At 70.3% G+C, this 15,770-nt stretch carries 14 protein-coding genes; 1 reads left to right on the forward strand and 13 read right to left on the reverse strand.

Annotated features, from left to right (window positions below):
* Nucleotides 1-4: 4 nt before the first annotated feature.
* The 4 genes from ACGFU6_RS37110 to ACGFU6_RS37125 are packed head-to-tail and all read right to left on the reverse strand — an operon-like array spanning nt 5 to nt 2,915.
* A complete protein-coding gene (locus ACGFU6_RS37110) occupies nt 5-475 on the reverse strand; it encodes a GNAT family N-acetyltransferase (protein ID WP_393616969.1) in 471 nt (156 codons plus the stop codon).
* Nucleotides 472-1,413 (reverse strand): RluA family pseudouridine synthase, encoded by a 942-nt coding sequence (locus ACGFU6_RS37115; protein WP_123469968.1) that lies wholly within the window; start codon nt 1,411-1,413, stop codon nt 472-474. The genes ACGFU6_RS37110 and ACGFU6_RS37115 overlap by 4 nt, the downstream gene beginning before the upstream one ends.
* A gap of 23 nt (nt 1,414-1,436) precedes the next feature.
* Nucleotides 1,437-2,096: a signal peptidase II gene (lspA, locus tag ACGFU6_RS37120; RefSeq protein WP_393616970.1), complete on the reverse strand. Its 660-nt coding sequence runs from the start codon at nt 2,094-2,096 to the stop codon at nt 1,437-1,439.
* A gap of 57 nt (nt 2,097-2,153) precedes the next feature.
* Complete coding sequence (locus ACGFU6_RS37125) at nt 2,154-2,915, reverse strand: TraR/DksA family transcriptional regulator (RefSeq protein ID WP_393616971.1); 762 nt, start codon at nt 2,913-2,915, stop codon at nt 2,154-2,156.
* A gap of 575 nt (nt 2,916-3,490) precedes the next feature.
* Here ACGFU6_RS37125 and ileS point away from each other — a divergent pair.
* The gene (ileS, locus tag ACGFU6_RS37130; protein ID WP_393616972.1) at nt 3,491-6,640 is read left to right on the forward strand and encodes an isoleucine--tRNA ligase; all 3,150 of its coding nucleotides are present in this window, start codon (nt 3,491-3,493) and stop codon (nt 6,638-6,640) included.
* 363 nt (nt 6,641-7,003) lie between these two features.
* Here the strand turns inward: ileS and ACGFU6_RS37135 are convergent, their stop codons facing one another.
* The 9 genes from ACGFU6_RS37135 to ftsW all read right to left on the reverse strand — a co-directional run bounded on the left by ACGFU6_RS37135 (nt 7,004) and on the right by ftsW (nt 15,658).
* Nucleotides 7,004-8,146 (reverse strand): DivIVA domain-containing protein, encoded by a 1,143-nt coding sequence (locus ACGFU6_RS37135; RefSeq protein ID WP_393616973.1) that lies wholly within the window; start codon nt 8,144-8,146, stop codon nt 7,004-7,006.
* A 49-nt stretch (nt 8,147-8,195) separates the two neighbouring features.
* Nucleotides 8,196-8,480 (reverse strand): YggT family protein, encoded by a 285-nt coding sequence (locus ACGFU6_RS37140; protein WP_073735521.1) that lies wholly within the window; start codon nt 8,478-8,480, stop codon nt 8,196-8,198.
* Between the two features lie 71 nt (nt 8,481-8,551).
* Entirely contained in the window at nt 8,552-9,163 is a 612-nt protein-coding gene (locus ACGFU6_RS37145) for a cell division protein SepF (protein ID WP_073735522.1), read from the reverse strand.
* Between the two features lie 125 nt (nt 9,164-9,288).
* On the reverse strand, nt 9,289-10,017 hold the full coding sequence (locus ACGFU6_RS37150; protein WP_393616974.1) for a YggS family pyridoxal phosphate-dependent enzyme: 729 nt from the start codon (nt 10,015-10,017) through the stop codon (nt 9,289-9,291).
* Nucleotides 10,018-10,020: 3 nt separating this feature from the next.
* Complete coding sequence (gene pgeF, locus ACGFU6_RS37155) at nt 10,021-10,782, reverse strand: peptidoglycan editing factor PgeF (protein ID WP_393616975.1); 762 nt, start codon at nt 10,780-10,782, stop codon at nt 10,021-10,023.
* Entirely contained in the window at nt 10,779-11,993 is a 1,215-nt protein-coding gene (gene ftsZ, locus ACGFU6_RS37160; RefSeq protein WP_393616976.1) for a cell division protein FtsZ, read from the reverse strand. The genes pgeF and ftsZ overlap by 4 nt, the downstream gene beginning before the upstream one ends.
* A 276-nt stretch (nt 11,994-12,269) precedes the next feature.
* On the reverse strand, nt 12,270-13,064 hold the full coding sequence (locus ACGFU6_RS37165; protein WP_393616977.1) for a cell division protein FtsQ/DivIB: 795 nt from the start codon (nt 13,062-13,064) through the stop codon (nt 12,270-12,272).
* A 50-nt stretch (nt 13,065-13,114) separates the two neighbouring features.
* The gene (murG, locus tag ACGFU6_RS37170) at nt 13,115-14,209 is read right to left on the reverse strand and encodes an undecaprenyldiphospho-muramoylpentapeptide beta-N-acetylglucosaminyltransferase (protein WP_123526584.1); all 1,095 of its coding nucleotides are present in this window, start codon (nt 14,207-14,209) and stop codon (nt 13,115-13,117) included.
* Nucleotides 14,210-14,215: 6 nt separating this feature from the next.
* Entirely contained in the window at nt 14,216-15,658 is a 1,443-nt protein-coding gene (gene ftsW, locus ACGFU6_RS37175; RefSeq protein WP_393616978.1) for a putative lipid II flippase FtsW, read from the reverse strand.
* Nucleotides 15,659-15,770 lie beyond the last annotated feature (112 nt).

Here is a 15,770-nt window from a genome sequence, read left to right on the forward strand (position 1 = left end):
GGACTCAGCCGTTCAGCGTGCGGCGCATCGCCCGGTGCGCGATGCCCGCGTCCGGGAACTCGGGGCCGTAAGCGACGTAGCCGAGCCGCTCGTAGAAGCCGAGCGCGTGGGTCTGGGCGTGCAGGTCGACAGCGGCCAGGCCCAGCTCTCGGCCGGCGTCCTCGATGGCCCGCACCAGCGCCGCGCCGACCCCGAGGCCGCGCGCCCCGCTGGTCACCGCGAGCCGGCCGAGCGAGCCGGCCGTGAGGTCGCCGCCGGTCTTCGCCTCGGTGCCGGGGCCGTGCAGCAGCCGTCCGGTGCCGAGCGCCGTACCGTCCGCCGCGACGGCGATGACGTGCACCGCTTCCGCGTCGTAGGCGTCGTACTCGATCTCCTCGGGCACGTTCTGCTCACCGACGAAGACGTCCTTGCGGACCTGGAAGCAGGCGGCGCGGTCCTGCTCACCGGTGACCGTGCGGGTGGTGAAGGGGGTCATTCGCTCTCCGCCGCGATCCGGTCCAGGGCCTGCTGGAGGTCGTCCGGGTAGGTGCTGGAGAACTCCACCCAGCGGCCGTCCGAGGGGTGCTCGAAGCCGAGCCGGACGGCGTGCAGCCACTGGCGGGTCAGCCCCAGCCGCTTGGCCATCGTCGGGTCGGCGCCATAGGTGAGGTCACCGACGCAGGGGTGGCGGTGGGCGGACATGTGCACCCGGATCTGGTGGGTGCGGCCCGTCTCCAGCTTGATGTCCAGGAGGCTGGCGGCGCGGTACGCCTCGATCAGGTCGTAGTGCGTGACCGAGGGCTTGCCCTCGGCGACGACCGCCCACTTGTAGTCGTGGGTGGGGTGGCGCCCGATGGGGGCGTCGATGGTGCCGCTCATCGGGTCCGGGTGGCCCTGGACCAGCGCGTGGTACTTCTTGTCGACGATCCGGTCGCGGAACTGGGCCTTCAGCAGCGTGTAGGCCCGCTCGGACTTGGCGACGACCATCAGCCCCGAGGTGCCGACGTCGAGCCGGTGCACGATGCCCTGGCGCTCGGCGGCACCCGAGGTGGAGATCCGGTACCCGGCCGCGGCGAGGCCGCCGATGACGGTGGTGCCGGTCCAGCCGGGGCTCGGGTGCGCGGCGACACCGACCGGCTTCATGATCACGACGATGTCGTCGTCGTCGTGGACGATCTCCATGCCCTCGACCGGCTCGGCGACGATCTGCACCGGGGCGGGCGCCTGCGGCATCTCCACTTCCAGCCAGGCACCGCCGTGCACCCGTTCGGACTTCCCGGCCACCGAACCGTCCACCTGCACCTTCCCGGCGGCGGCCAGCTCTGCGGCCTTGGTGCGGGAGAAACCGAACATGCGGGAAATGGCGGCGTCGACACGCTCGCCTTCCAGGCCATCGGGTACGGGCAGGGTTCGGATCTCGGGATGCGTACTCACCTGTCGAGTATGCCTTGCGCGCCCTAGTCCTTGTGCACGGTGCCGTCGGGGTCCAGGCCCTTGAAGGAAAGGATCACGATCAGGATGCCGCCGCAGACGATCGCGGAGTCCGCCAGGTTGAAGACGGCGAAGTGCGCGGGGGCGATGAAGTCCACCACCGCGCCCTCGAAGACGCCCGGCGCACGGAAGATGCGGTCGGTGAGGTTGCCCAGCGCACCGCCGAGCAGCAGCCCGAGCGCGATGGCCCACGGCAGGCTGTAGAGCTTGCGCGCGAGGCGGGCGATCACCACGATGACGGTCGCCGCGATGATCGTGAAGATGATCGTGAAGGCCTCGCCGATCCCGAACGCGGCGCCCGCGTTGCGGATCGCGTCGAGCCTGAGCCAGCTGCCGAAGATCTCGACCGGCTCCTGGTGCTCCAGCTTCGCCACCACGAGCATCTTGCTGCCCAGGTCGAGCAGGTACGCGAGGACGGCGACGCAGAAGAGCAGGATGATCCGGCGCCGGCGGGTGGCCGCCGAACGGTCGACCACCGCCTCGCCGTCCCCGTCATCGGCGACGGTGGGGTCCACCGCCTGCCCGTCCGGGGAACCGGCTCCCTCGCCCCGCTCCGGCTCGGCTCCTTCGTGTCCCTCGGCCTCAGGGATGTCCGGCGTACCGATGATGCTCTCCGCCTCTGCCACGTGAGTCCCTCAACCTAGTTCCCGACTGAGGACGAGGGTACGACACGGCGGCGGGGCTCAGCCTCGCCGCTCCTGCTTCTGTTTGTCCTCGACGCACAGCGTGGCCCGGGGGAACGCCTGCATCCGCGCCTTGCCGATCGGCTTGCCGCAGATCTCGCAGAGCCCGTACGTCCCGGCGTCGAGCCGGGCCAGCGCGCGCTCGGTCTGCTCCAGCGTCTCCTGGGCGTGCGCGGCGAGCGACATCTCGTGCTCGCGGGTGATGTTCTTGGTGCCGGTGTCCGCCTCGTCGTCACCCGCCCCGTCGCCCGAGTCCCGCATCAGCCCGGCGAGCGCGGCGCCCGAGGTCTCCAGCTCGGTGCGCAGCCGGGCGATCTCGCCGGTCAGCTCGGACCGGGCGGCCGAGACCTCCTCCTGCGTCCAGGGGTCCTCGCCCGGCCGTACGGCCAGCTCCCCCGGTGTGGTCGCGGCGGCGCGGGCCGGCGGCACGGGTGCCGTGCTCCGGCCGGCGGTCCGGGTCCTGGCCGCGCTCTTCTTGGCTACCACCCTGTGGGCTCCCGTCTGCTCGGCGGCCTCGGCCGCCCCGGTGGCCGCAGCGGCGGCCTTCTTCGAAGCCTTCTCGGCAGCGGTCTTCGCAGCCGCGGCCTTCTTCGGAGCGGCCTTCTTCGCCGCCGCCTTCTTGGTCGCCGATTTCCTGGGCGCCGCCTTCTCGGCGGCCTTCTCCGTCGCCTTCTCCTCGGCCGCCGTCGCCTTCTCCCCGGCCGCCGCGCCCGTGGATTGCGCTGGCGCCGTCTTCTTTGCGGCGGTCTTCTTCGCCACCATGGCCGCGGCCCCTTCACACATTGTGATCTTGCTCGCGAGTCGTGCTGGGACGATAAGTCGACCCCAGCCCCGCGGCAACGGGGCACGCCGCCGGTTCGCCCCTCCCCGTGTCCGGATCACAGCCCGCCTCAATCCGTTGTGCCCAGCTCCCCGCCGGGTAATCCGCCCCCGACTCCCCCGCCGGGAGCCGCCGGGACCCCGTACGCAGCGTCTGGCCATTCGGGTCACTCCGGAGCCCGCCGTCAAACCGGTCGGCCCCCGCACCCCGGGCCCCGTACACTGGCCGCAGCGAGAGGCGTGGATGGGACGAGTAGCGTCGTACGCAGCCAGGAGCGACCCGGGGACGGTGGGAGCCCGGGGGCGAGCGCGTCGTGAAGATCACCCGGAGCCGCCGGAGGAAAGCCTCGGACAGTGGGCCGCGCCCACGGACGCAAGGCGAGTAGAACCGGCTTCGCACCCCTAATGAGGGGGCCACGGGCACCAGCCCGGGGCCAAGGAGGGTGGTACCGCGGGAACCCGACCGGTTCTCGTCCCTCCGACGGAAGTGGAACACGTCCGCCGGAGGAAGCCCGCACATGACATCGCCGCAGTACCACCAGGTACCCGCCCAGGTCGACCTGCCCGCACTGGAGCACGCAGTGCTCGACTTCTGGCACGAGAACAAGGTCTTCGACAAGAGCCTGGAGCAGTCCGAGGGCCGCCCCGAGTGGGTCTTCTACGAGGGCCCGCCCACCGCCAACGGCATGCCCGGCGCCCACCACATCGAGGCCCGCGTCTTCAAGGACGTCTTCCCGCGCTTCCGCACCATGCAGGGCTACCACGTCGGCCGCAAGGCCGGCTGGGACTGCCACGGCCTGCCGGTCGAGCTCGCGGTCGAGAAGGAGCTGGGCTTCAACGGCAAGAAGGACATCGAGGCGTACGGCATCGCCGAGTTCAACGCCAAGTGCCGCGAGTCCGTGACCCGGCACACCGACGCCTTCACCGAGCTCACGACCCGGATGGGCTACTGGGTCGACCTCGACGACGCCTACCGCACGATGGACCCCGAGTACGTCGAGTCGGTCTGGTGGTCGCTGAAGGAGATCTTCAACAAGGACCTGCTGGTCCAGGACCACCGCGTCGCCCCCTGGTGTCCGCGCTGCGGCACCGGCCTCTCCGACCACGAGCTGGCCCAGGGCTACGAGACGGTCGTCGACCCGTCCGTCTTCGTACGCTTCCCGCTCACCTCCGGCCCACTGGCCGGCGAGGCCGCGCTCCTGGTCTGGACGACGACCCCCTGGACCCTGGTCTCCAACACCGCCGTCGCCGCGCACCCCGAGGTCGAGTACGTCGTCGCGACGAACGGCGAGGAGAAGCTCGTCGTCGCCCGGCCGCTCGTCGAGAAGGCGCTGGGCGAGGGCTGGGAGCTCACCGGTCAGTCCTTCACGGGCCGCGAGATGGAGCGCTGGACGTACGAGCGCCCCTTCGCCCTCATCGACTTCCCGGCCGAGGCGCACTACGTCGTGAACGCCGAGTACGTGACGACCGAGGACGGTACGGGTCTGGTCCACCAGTCCCCCGCCTTCGGCGCCGACGACCTGCTGGTCTGCAAGGCGTACGGTCTGCCGGTGGTCAACCCGGTTCGTCCCGACGGCACCTTCGAGGAGGACGTGCCGCTGGTCGGCGGCATCTTCTTCAAGAAGGCCGACGAGGCGCTCACCGAGGACCTCGCCGACCGCGGCCTGCTCTTCCGGCACGTCCCGTACGAGCACAGCTACCCGCACTGCTGGCGCTGCCACACCGCGCTGCTCTACTACGCGCAGCCGTCCTGGTACATCCGCACGACCGCCGTCAAGGACCGTCTCCTGGAGGAGAACCAGAAGACCAACTGGTTCCCCGAGTCGGTCAAGAACGGCCGCTTCGGCGACTGGCTGAACAACAACGTCGACTGGGCGCTGTCCCGCAACCGCTACTGGGGAACGCCGCTGCCGATCTGGCGCTGCGAGGACGACCACCTCACCTGCGTCGGCTCGCGCGCCGAGCTGAGCGAGCTCACAGGCACCGACCTCTCCAGTCTGGACCCGCACCGGCCGTTCATCGACGAGATCACGTTCACCTGCTCGCACGAGAGCTGCCAACTGGAGGCGTACCGCGTCCCCGAGGTCATCGACGCCTGGTACGACTCGGGCTCGATGCCGTTCGCGCAGTGGGGATACCCGCACAAGAACAAGGAGATCTTCGAGAGCCGCTACCCGGCACAGTTCATCTCGGAGGCCATCGACCAGACGCGCGGCTGGTTCTACACGCTGATGGCGATCGGCACCCTGGTCTTCGACAAGTCGTCCTACGAGAACGTGGTCTGCCTCGGGCACATCCTCGCCGAGGACGGCCGCAAGATGTCCAAGCACCTGGGCAACACCCTCGAACCGGTCCCGCTGATGGACCAGCACGGCGCCGACGCCGTGCGCTGGTTCATGGCGGCCGGCGGCTCCCCGTGGGCGGCGCGACGCGTCGGCCACGGCACGATCCAGGAGGTCGTCCGCAAGACGCTCCTCACGTACTGGAACACGGTCGCCTTCCAGGCGCTGTACGCCCGTACGTCGAACTGGGCGCCGTCCGCGGCCGATCCGGCCCCGGCGGACCGCACGGTCCTGGACCGCTGGCTGCTGAGCGAGCTCAACGCCCTGGTGGACCAGGTGACCCAGGCGCTGGAGAGCTACGACACCCAGCGCGCCGGCAAGCTGCTCTCGGGCTTCGTCGACGATCTGTCCAACTGGTACGTACGCCGCTCCCGTCGCCGCTTCTGGCAGGGCGACAAGGCGGCGCTGCGGACCCTGCACGAGGTCATCGAGACGGTCACCCGGCTGATGGCCCCGCTGACGCCGTTCATCACCGAGCGGGTCTGGCAGGACCTGGTCGCGCCGGTCACCCCGGACGCCCCGGAGTCGGTCCACCTCTCCGAATGGCCGAAGGCCGACCTGTCGGCGATCGACCCCGCGCTCTCGACGCAGATGGCGCTGGTGCGCCGGCTGGTCGAGCTGGGCCGGGCGACGCGTGCCGAGTCGGGCGTCAAGACCCGCCAGCCGCTGTCCCGTGCGCTGGTCGCGGCCTCGGGCTTCGAGAGCCTGTCCCCCGCGCTGCAGGCCCAGATCACGGAGGAGCTGAACGTCTCCTCGGTGGCCTCCCTCTCCGCGGTCGGCGGTTCGCTGGTCGACACGACGGCGAAGGCCAACTTCCGGGCGCTGGGCAAGCGGTTCGGCAAGGGCGTCCAGGCGGTGGCCAAGGCCGTCGCGAACGCCGACGCCGCCGCGCTGTCGCTGGCCCTGCGCGAGGGCACGGCCTCGGTCGAGGTCGACGGCGAGACCGTGTCGCTGGCCCCGGACGAGGTCATCATCACGGAGACCCCGCGCGAGGGCTGGTCGGTCGCGTCCGACTCGGGTGCCACGGTCGCCCTGGACCTGGAGATCACCCCGGAGCTGCGGCGTGCGGGCCTGGCCCGTGACGCGATCCGCCTCATCCAGGAGGCCCGCAAGAACAGCGGCCTGGACGTGGCGGACCGCATCGCCGTCCGCTGGACGTCCGCCTCGCCGGCGACGGCCGAGGCGCTGACCGAGCACGCCTCCCTGATCGCGGACGAGGTCCTCGCGCTGGACTACGCACAGGGCGAGGCGGACGGGGCGTACGGCGAGCCCTTCGAGGACGAGGGCCTGTCCCTCACGTTCCGCCTCCGCAAGACGCAGCGGTAGCCCGCAGCCACCTGAGAGGGCCCGGCCGGAACGCCTCCGGCCGGGCCCTTCCCGCACCCGGGTTCCCTGGGGCTCCGCCCCAGCCCCCGCGCCTCAAACGCCGGCGAGGCTGGATTCGCCCCAGCAGCCCGAACCACTGCGGGTGGCCCCCTCCCGTACCCGGGGCGCTCAGGCCACGTATTCCAGCCCCTCCGGCGTTTGAAGCGCCCTCCCCAGCCCCGCCGGCGATTGAGGCGCGGGGGTCCGGGGGCGGAGCCCCCGGGTACGGACGGCCCCGTACGGAAAAGGGCCGGGCCCCGGGGAAAACCCCGGGGCCCGGCCCTCAGCCTGCCGACGGCTACGCGCTCATCGCGCGACAGCCGTTCAGTTGTCGTCCTCGTCGATGAGGAACCCGCGCATCGGCGAAGGCGCCTGCTGCATCGGCTGCGGCGCCTGCGGCCGCACCGGCGCCATCGGCTGGGTCATCGCCGGTGACATCTGCTGCTGGCCACCGTACGAGGGCGCACCGCCCATGGACGGGTTGCCGCCCATCTGCGGGCCGCCGTGACCGCCGTGGTTGCCGCCCATGGTGTGGCCCATGGCACCCGCACCGGCCGGAGCCAGCGAGGGCGACGGCGGCAGCGAAGCGGTCGCCGGGGTCCGCGGCGGGGCGAGCGAGTCGTCCGCCTGGGTCTCCAGCTGACGCAGCTGGCTCTCCAGGTAGGACTTCAGACGCGTCCGGTACTCGCGCTCGAAGCCGCGCAGGTCCTCGACCTTGCGCTCGAGCGTCGCGCGGGCCGACTCCAGGGAGCCCATCGCCACGCGGTGCTTCTCCTGCGCGTCCCGCTCCAGGGCGTCCGCCTTGGCACGTGCGTCGCGCTCCAGGCCCTCGGCACGGCTGCGCGCCTCGCCGACGATCTTGTTGGCCTCGGAACGGGCCTCCGCGATCGCCTGGTCGGCGGTCTGCTGCGCCAGGGAGAGGACACGGGCGGCGCTGTCGCCGCCCGGGCCCTGCTGCTGCATCTGCGGCGGCTGCTGCTGCTGCATCTGCTGCATCTGCTGCTGGGGGTTGTGACCGCCCATGGGACCGCCCATCGGGCCACCCATGGGACCGCCCTGCATCGGGCCGGGGCCGTGCTGGCCCTGCGGACCGGGGCCGTGCGGACCCTGGGGTCCGTGGCCGCTGGGACCGGCGGGCAGCTGCGGAGCGCCACCGGGCAGCTGGGGCGGACCCATCTGCGGAGGCTGCTGCTGCTGGACCGGCGGACCAGATATGGCGGCCGGCACCGGTGCGCCGGGCCGGTCCTGCTGCTCCGGCTTGCGCATGCCTTGCTGCTGCTGGTTCTGCGCGGCGGCACGCGTGGCGGCGGCCAGCTTGGCGCGCAGGTCCTCGTTCTCACGGAGCAGGCGGGTCAGCTCCGATTCGACCTCGTCGAGGAAGGCGTCAACCTCGTCCTCGTCATAGCCTTCTCGGAGGCGGACCGTCGTGAACTGCTTGTTCCGCACGTCCTCGGGGGTCAGCGGCATCTCTTCTTCACCTCTACGTAGTCGTCGGCAGTCGGCAAGACCGTATCGCTCACAACCTGATCACGACGCTGATCAGGATGGAAACGATGATCATCAGAACGAAGAAGGACAGGTCGAGTGCCACGCCCCCGAGACGCAGCGGCGGAATGAACCGCCGCAGGAGCTTGAGTGGTGGGTCGGTGACCGTGTAAGTGGCCTCAAGGACGACCACCATCGGCTTGCCCGGCTGCCATGAACGTGCGAACTGGAAGACGTAGTCCATGACCAGCCGGAAGATCAGCACGATGAGGAAACACATCAACGCGATGTAGACAACACTTTGAGCGACGCCCATCCTCGCGTTTCCCTCTCCCCTGGCTCTCGTAGCTCCGGCCTCTCGGCCGGGTTGTTCCCGGTGTCGTGTTCTCAGCTCTGGTTGAAGAATCCGCCCTCTGCGATGCGGGCCTTGTCCTCCGCCGTGACATCGACGTTAGCAGGCGACAACAGAAAGACCTTCTGCGTCACTCGCTCAATGCTGCCATGGAGACCGAAGACGAGTCCCGCGGCAAAGTCGACAAGTCGCTTCGCGTCCGTGTCGTCCATCTCCGTGAGATTCATGATCACCGGAGTGCCCTCGCGGAAGTGTTCCCCGATGGTACGGGCCTCGTTGTAGGTCCTGGGGTGCAGCGTGGTGATGCGGTAGGGCTCCCGCTCGGACACAACCTTGGGCATGATCACCGGTGCGTTCTTCTCCAAGTTCGAGCGTTCAGGTGTGATGGATGCCACGGGGGCGATTCGGGCGGGTCGCTCTCGCTCGGCCGGGATCTGAACCGGCTCCCGCTGCGCCGGAGGCTGTACCGCTCGTACCGGTTCGTCCCGTTCCCGCTCCACCTGATGCGCGGGCTGGTGCCGGCGCCGGTCCCGCTCGGGCTCCGGCTCGGGTTCGAATTCGTCGTCGGGGTCGAACCCCGGACCGTCGTACCCATCGTCCTCCACGAGGCCGAGGTAGACCGCCATCTTGCGCATCGCGCCGGCCATGCTCTGAGTCCTCCGCTCTGTGGTGGATCGGCATCTGTCACCAAGTGCCCGCGATCCACTGTGGTCTATCCGCCGTGGGCGGTAATGACCATATTTTCTGCTGTGGTCCGACTTGCTTGGCGACGTTACCCGAGCCCGGGTCGGACTCCGAGTACCGCAGTACCGACGCGCACATGTGTCGCTCCGGCCGCAACCGCGTCCTCGAGGTCCGCACTCATCCCTGCAGAGACCATGTTGGCAGCCGGATGGTTCCCGCGCAGCCGGGATGAGATTTCCATCAACCGGTCGAACGCGGCCCGTTGCCTTCCGGCGAACGGCCCGGCGAGCGGCGCGACGGTCATCAGACCGGCAGGCCGCAGCCCCGGGGCGGATTCGATCGCGGCGGCCAACTCCTCGACCCCGTCGGGGGCGACACCGCCCCGCTCACCCCGCTCACCGCTCTCCGCGTCGAGCGCGACCTGGATGAGACACCCGAGTTCACGTCCTTCGCGCGCGTCCCGCGCGGCCGGTGCGGAGAGTGCCGTCACCAGCTTGACCCGGTCCACCGACTGCACGATATCGGCATAACTCACCACAGAGCGAACCTTGTTCGTCTGCAATTGACCGACAAAATGCCACGTGAGAGACAGATCCGCACATGCGGCAGCCTTGGGGGCCGCGTCCTGGTCGCGGTTCTCCGCCACCTGACGCACGCCGAGTTCGTGCAGGATCCGCACATCGCTCGCGGGGTAGGTCTTGGTGACCACGATGAGGGTCACCTCCTCCCGCTTGCGGCCGGCGGTGGCGCAGGCGGAAGCGATGCGTTCCTCCACCTGTGCGAGATTCGCCGCGAGTTGAGCCTTACGGTCTGTCATGCCCTATCCGTCCAGCCAGACATATCCGGCGAGCCGCCCGGTGGTGCGGTCGCGTCGGTACGAGAAATGGTCGCCGGACTCGAGCGTGCAGACGGGCGACTTGTGCCGGTCCGTGATTCCGAGGGCGTCGAGCTGGGCATGGACTCCGGCGGTGACATCCACGGCCGGGGTTCCCCAGCTGGTCTCGGACCAGGAGGCGGGGACGCTCGCGGCGACCTCGTCCCGCATGGCGGCCGGGACCTCGTAACACCGTCCGCAGACGGCCGGCCCGGTACGGGCGACGATCCGCGAGGGGTCCGCGCCGAGCCGGACCATGGCCCCGACCGCGGCGGGCACCACTCCGGCGACCAGGCCGGGCCGGCCCGCGTGCGCCGCCGCGGCGATCCCGGCGACCGGGTCGGCGAGGAGTACGGGGGTGCAGTCCGCGGTGAGGACGGCGAGCGGGAGTCCGCGCCGCGCGGTCACCACCGCGTCCACCGCGGGAATCCGGGCGGCGGCGCCCCACGGTCCGTCGACCACGGCCACGTCCCGGCCGTGGACCTGGTTCATCCAGACGACCCGGGCCGGGTCGAGCCCGCGACCGCGGGCGGCGCGCTCCCGGTTGGCGAGAACGGCGGCGGGGTCGTCTCCGACCGCGCCGCCGAGGTTGAGCTCCGCATACGGGGCGGCGCTCACCCCTCCCCACCTTTCGGTGAAGGAGAAGTGGGCGCCGCCCCCCGAAGAGACAGAAATCTCTTCGCTCACTGCGTCGTGCGGATCTATCACTTCAAGAAATCCGGAACATCCAGCTCTTCGGCCTGGGAGTCCTGGTAGGGACGGGCCGGCGGGACGTGCGGCGGAGCGACCGGCGGAAGGTGGCTGTCGTTGGCCACCGGCACCGGCTCGGCCTGGACCGGGGTCTCCTCGCGCGAAGGCACGGAGCCCAGTCCGCCCGACTGGCGCACGGGCTCGGCGGCCCGGACCGGCGGGGCGGACTCCTCACGCTTGGCGGAGTTCGCACCCAGGACGTTCTCGCGGCGGGCCGGCGGCTGTCCGCCGTCGAAGCCCGCGGCGATCACGGTGACCCGCACCTCGTCGCCCAGTGCGTCGTCGATGACCGCACCGAAGATGATGTTCGCCTCCGGGTGCGCCGCCTCGCTCACCAGCTGGGCGGCCTCGTTGATCTCGAAGAGACCGAGGTCGCTGCCGCCGGAGATGGAGAGCAGGACACCTCGGGCGCCGTCGATGGACGCCTCCAGGAGCGGCGAGGAGATCGCCATCTCGGCCGCCGCCACCGCACGGTCGTCGCCGCGCGCCGAGCCGATGCCCATGAGCGCCGATCCGGCCTCGGACATGACCGACTTGACGTCGGCGAAGTCGAGGTTGATCAGGCCCGGGGTGGTGATCAGATCGGTGATGCCCTGGACACCCGAGAGCAGCACCTGGTCGGCCGACTTGAACGCGTCGAGCACGCTGACCTGGCGGTCCGAGATGGACAGCAGTCGGTCGTTGGGGATGACGATGAGGGTGTCGACCTCTTCGCGGAGTTCGGCGATGCCGTCCTCCGCCTGGTTCGCGCGACGCCGGCCCTCGAAGGTGAACGGGCGGGTGACCACACCGATCGTCAGGGCGCCGAGCGAGCGTGCGATGTTGGCGACGACGGGTGCGCCACCGGTGCCGGTGCCACCGCCTTCGCCTGCGGTGACGAAGACCATGTCGGCCCCCTTGAGGACCTCCTCGATCTCTTCACGGTGGTCCTCTGCCGCCTTGCGACCGACGGCCGGGTTCGCCCCGGCGCCGAGGCCACGGGTGAGTTCACGGCCGACGTCGAGCTTGACGTCGGCGTCGCTCATCAACAGGGCTTGCGCATCAGTGTTGATCGCGATGAACTCGACGCCCTTGAGACCGACCTCGATCATTCGGTTGATGGCATTGACACCACCGCCGCCGACACCGATGACCTTGATGACTGCGAGGTAGTTCTGCGGTGCTGCCACGTCGAAGGCCTCTCGCCTCGAGTTACGTGTCGTCGCTTGGCGGTAGTCCCGCCGCGACGACGGATGCCGATTGGGACGGTCCGAACGCCGACCCAAACCCTAACGTTGAAGTTTAGGGTTACCAGTGTGTCTGCTTCATGGACTCTTCCGAACAGGACACTAAGTCGACAAGTGGCGCACGTTCAACGAACACGCCGAACCTCCCGTTTTTCTTTTCACCCTATGTGATCACCCGTAGCGCTGACCAACCAGGGTGCTGGCCAGGCCGAATGTGCGTCAACTGCCCGACACCGCAGGAGCGGTGGGTGCACTCACGTCGAAGTGTCCTGCTTTGGGAGCGGCTTTCATGAGTGCGGTGAGGACTTTCGCCTTCACAGCACCTTCTTCACCGCTCCCCCAGATCACCTCACGGTCCCCGGTGAGCCGGAGGGAGACCGAATCGTACGAGGTGACCCGCACGACCTCGGTGTCCCCGGCAACACCGGCCGGGAGGTCGCCCGCGACCCGGACCGCCTCCCGCACCAGCCGGTCACTGCCGAAGCGGCGCAGGCTCGCCGACTGACCAGCGGTCAGTTCCAGCAGGGGTACGCGCCCGGGCGCTTTGTCCACCGTGGCGAAGCGCACGCCTTTGGCGTCCACTTCGATGAACTTTGCGCCCTTTTTCACCAACAGGACCGGCTTTCGTTCGGTCACCTTAAGTCCGATGCCGTGCGGCCATGACCGTACGACATCCACCGAGTCGATACGAGGCAACTTCTGGCGCAATCCGTCCGCGATGGCGTCCGTGTCCACGGAGACGAGGGGAGCCCCCATCGGCACCGCGGCGGCGGCCTCCACCTCGGCCGGTGACAGTACGTCGACTCCGGTGATCCGGACCTGTTCGGTCCGGAGCCAGGACGAGCCGTAGAGCGCCCAGACGGCGCCCGAGCCGAGCAGCAGCACGGCCGCCGCGATCACGATCAGCCTGGTCCGCCGGGACATCCGGCGCCCTTCGGCACCCGGGCGCGGCGGCCGGTCCGGGGTGTCCTCCTGCTGCCCTGCACCGCGCTGGGCGGTCGTCGGTCCGGCCACGCTCGCTCCTTATGCCGGGTCCGGGGGCGCCGCCCCCGGACCCGTCCGCCTCACGCGCCTCGGCGTGCGGCAATCGCCTCGTACACCATGCCGACCAGCAGGTCGTCGGCGTCCCGGCGGCCGAACTCGGCGGCAGCGCGGGACATTTCATACAGTCGGTGCGGATCCGCCAGCACCGGAAGGACGTTGCCCTGCACCCACTCGGGGGTGAGCGCCGCGTCGTCCACCAGCAGACCGCCGCCGGCGTTGATCAGCGGCTGGGCGTTGAGCCGCTGTTCGCCGTTGCCGATCGGCAACGGGACGTAGGCGGCGGGCAGCCCGACGGCGGAGAGCTCCGCCACGGTCATCGCGCCCGCGCGGCAGAGCATCATGTCGGCCGCGGCGTACGCGAGGTCCATCCGGTCCACATACGGTACCGGGATATAGGGCGGCATACCGGGCATGTTGTCCACGCGCGGCATTTCGTTCTTCGGCCCGACCACGTGCAGGATCTGGATTCCGGAGCGCTGCAGCAGCGGGGCGACCCGCTGGACCACCTCGTTGAGGTGGCGGGCGCCCTGCGAGCCGCCGGAGACCAGCAGCGTCGGCAGGTTGGGGTCGAGCCCGAAGGCGGCCCGCGCCTCGGGACGGACCCGGGCCCGGTCCAGGGTCGCGATGGTGCGGCGCAGCGGGATGCCGATGTAGCGGGCGCCGCGGAGCTTGCTGTCGGGGGTCGAGACGGCGACGCCGTGCGCGTACCGCGAGCCGATCTTGTTGGCCAGGCCCGGCCGGGCGTTGGCCTCGTGCACCACGATCGGCACTCCGGCGCGCTTGGCGGCGAGGTAGCCGGGCAGCGCGACGTAGCCGCCGAACCCGATCACGCAGTCCGCCTTGGTGCGCTCCAGGATCTGCTCGGCCGCCTTGATGGTGCCGCGCAGCCTGCCCGGGACGGTGATGAGTTCGGGGGTGGGCTTGCGCGGCAGCGGGACGGCCGGGATCAGGGCGAGTTCGTACCCCCGCTCGGGTACGAGTCTCGTCTCGAGTCCGCGCTCCGTGCCGAGAGCGGTGATTCCCACGCTCGGGTCCTGCCTGCGCAGGGCGTCCGCGAGGGCGAGCGCGGGCTCGATGTGGCCGGCGGTCCCCCCACCGGCGAGTACGACATGCACCGAAATTCACCGCTCTCCGGACGAACGCTTCTTGATGCGCCGTCTCATCGTCTTCCATCTCACCCCGGGCCTCCGCATGGCCAGGGCGGCCTTCGCGGCGGGATCCTCCCGCGCGAACGCGATCAGCAGCCCGACAGCGAACATGGTCGGCAGCAGGGCCGACCCTCCGTAGGAGAACAGCGGGAGCGGGACCCCGGCGATCGGAAGCAGACCGAGCACCGCACCGATGTTGATCACAGCCTGAGCCGTGATCCAGGTGGTCACACCTCCCGCGGCATACCTCACGAAGGGGTCCTCCGTGCGTCCGGCCACGCGGATACCCGCATAGCCTAGAGCCGCGAAGAGGGCGAGTACCGACAGCGTCCCCGCCAACCCCAGTTCCTCCCCCGTGATGGCGAAGATGAAGTCGGTGTGCGGTTCGGGGAGTTGCCCCCATTTTTCCACACTCGCACCGAGCCCGGATCCGAACCAGCCGCCGGACGCCAGAGCGTAGATACCGTGCACGGCCTGCCAGCACGAGCCGCCGGGCCCCGGTTCGCTCGCGCCCATGCAGTCGAGCCTGGCCATCCGGTTCGGACTGGTCTTGATCAGCACGAAACCGATCAGCCCGGCGGTGGCGAGCACCCCGGCGAACAGCCGGGTGGGGGCTCCGGCCAGCCAGAGCAGCCCGAACAGGATCGCCGTGAGAATGATCGCAGTGCCCATGTCACCGCCGAGCATGATCAGCCCGAGCAGCATGAAGGCGACCGGCACCAGCGGCACCAGCATGTGCTTCCACTGGTTCAGCAGCCGCTTGTCCTGTTTGCGGGCGAGCAGGTCGGCCCCCCACAGGACGAGGGCGAGCTTGCCGAACTCGCTCGGCTGGAGCTGGAAGGGGCCGCCCAGGTAGAGCCAGTTGCGGTTGCCGTTGACCGACATCCCTATCCCCGGCACCTGGACCAGCACCATCAGGAAGACGGCGCCCATCAGCAGCGGGTAACACAGGGCGCGGTGCAGCTTCACCGGCATCCGGGCCGCGATCGCCATCAGTCCGGCCCCGATGACGGCGGCCAGGAACTGCTTGCGGAAGAAGTAGGTGCCCGGCTTGTCGAGCTCCAGCGCCTTGATCATCGAGGCGGAGTAGACCATGACGAGCCCGAGCACGGTGATGAGCAGCCCGGCACCCAGGATCAGGTAGTACGCCGTCAGAGGCCGGTCCCAGGCCCGGCGTGCCTGCTCGTAGAGCCGGCGCACACCGCCGCCGCGCGGGGTGCGGGGGCCGCCCGTGCTCCCGGAGCGGGCGGCGGGGGGCCGCCGGGAGCCGGGAGCCGACCGGACGCGTAGCGCGAGCCCGTCCGGCAGCGGGGCGCCCGCGGTCGCCGGGAGGGGTGGACGGAGCGCCCGGCTGGTCGCCGCGGTCGCCCGTGAGCGGTCCCTGCCGCGTGCGGCAGGGCTCTCTTCGGCCGGCATGGTCCTGTCCCCTCCACTGCTCGTGCCCGGGGCTTCGGTGCCGAGGGCCCGCGCCCGCGGCACTGCCGTACGACCCGGTTGTTCCGGGACGTTACGGCGCGGAGGCCGGGCC

Origin of the sequence: Streptomyces sp. NPDC048462 (assembly GCF_043200175.1) — a bacterium.
GTDB lineage: Bacteria > Actinomycetota > Actinomycetes > Streptomycetales > Streptomycetaceae > Streptomyces.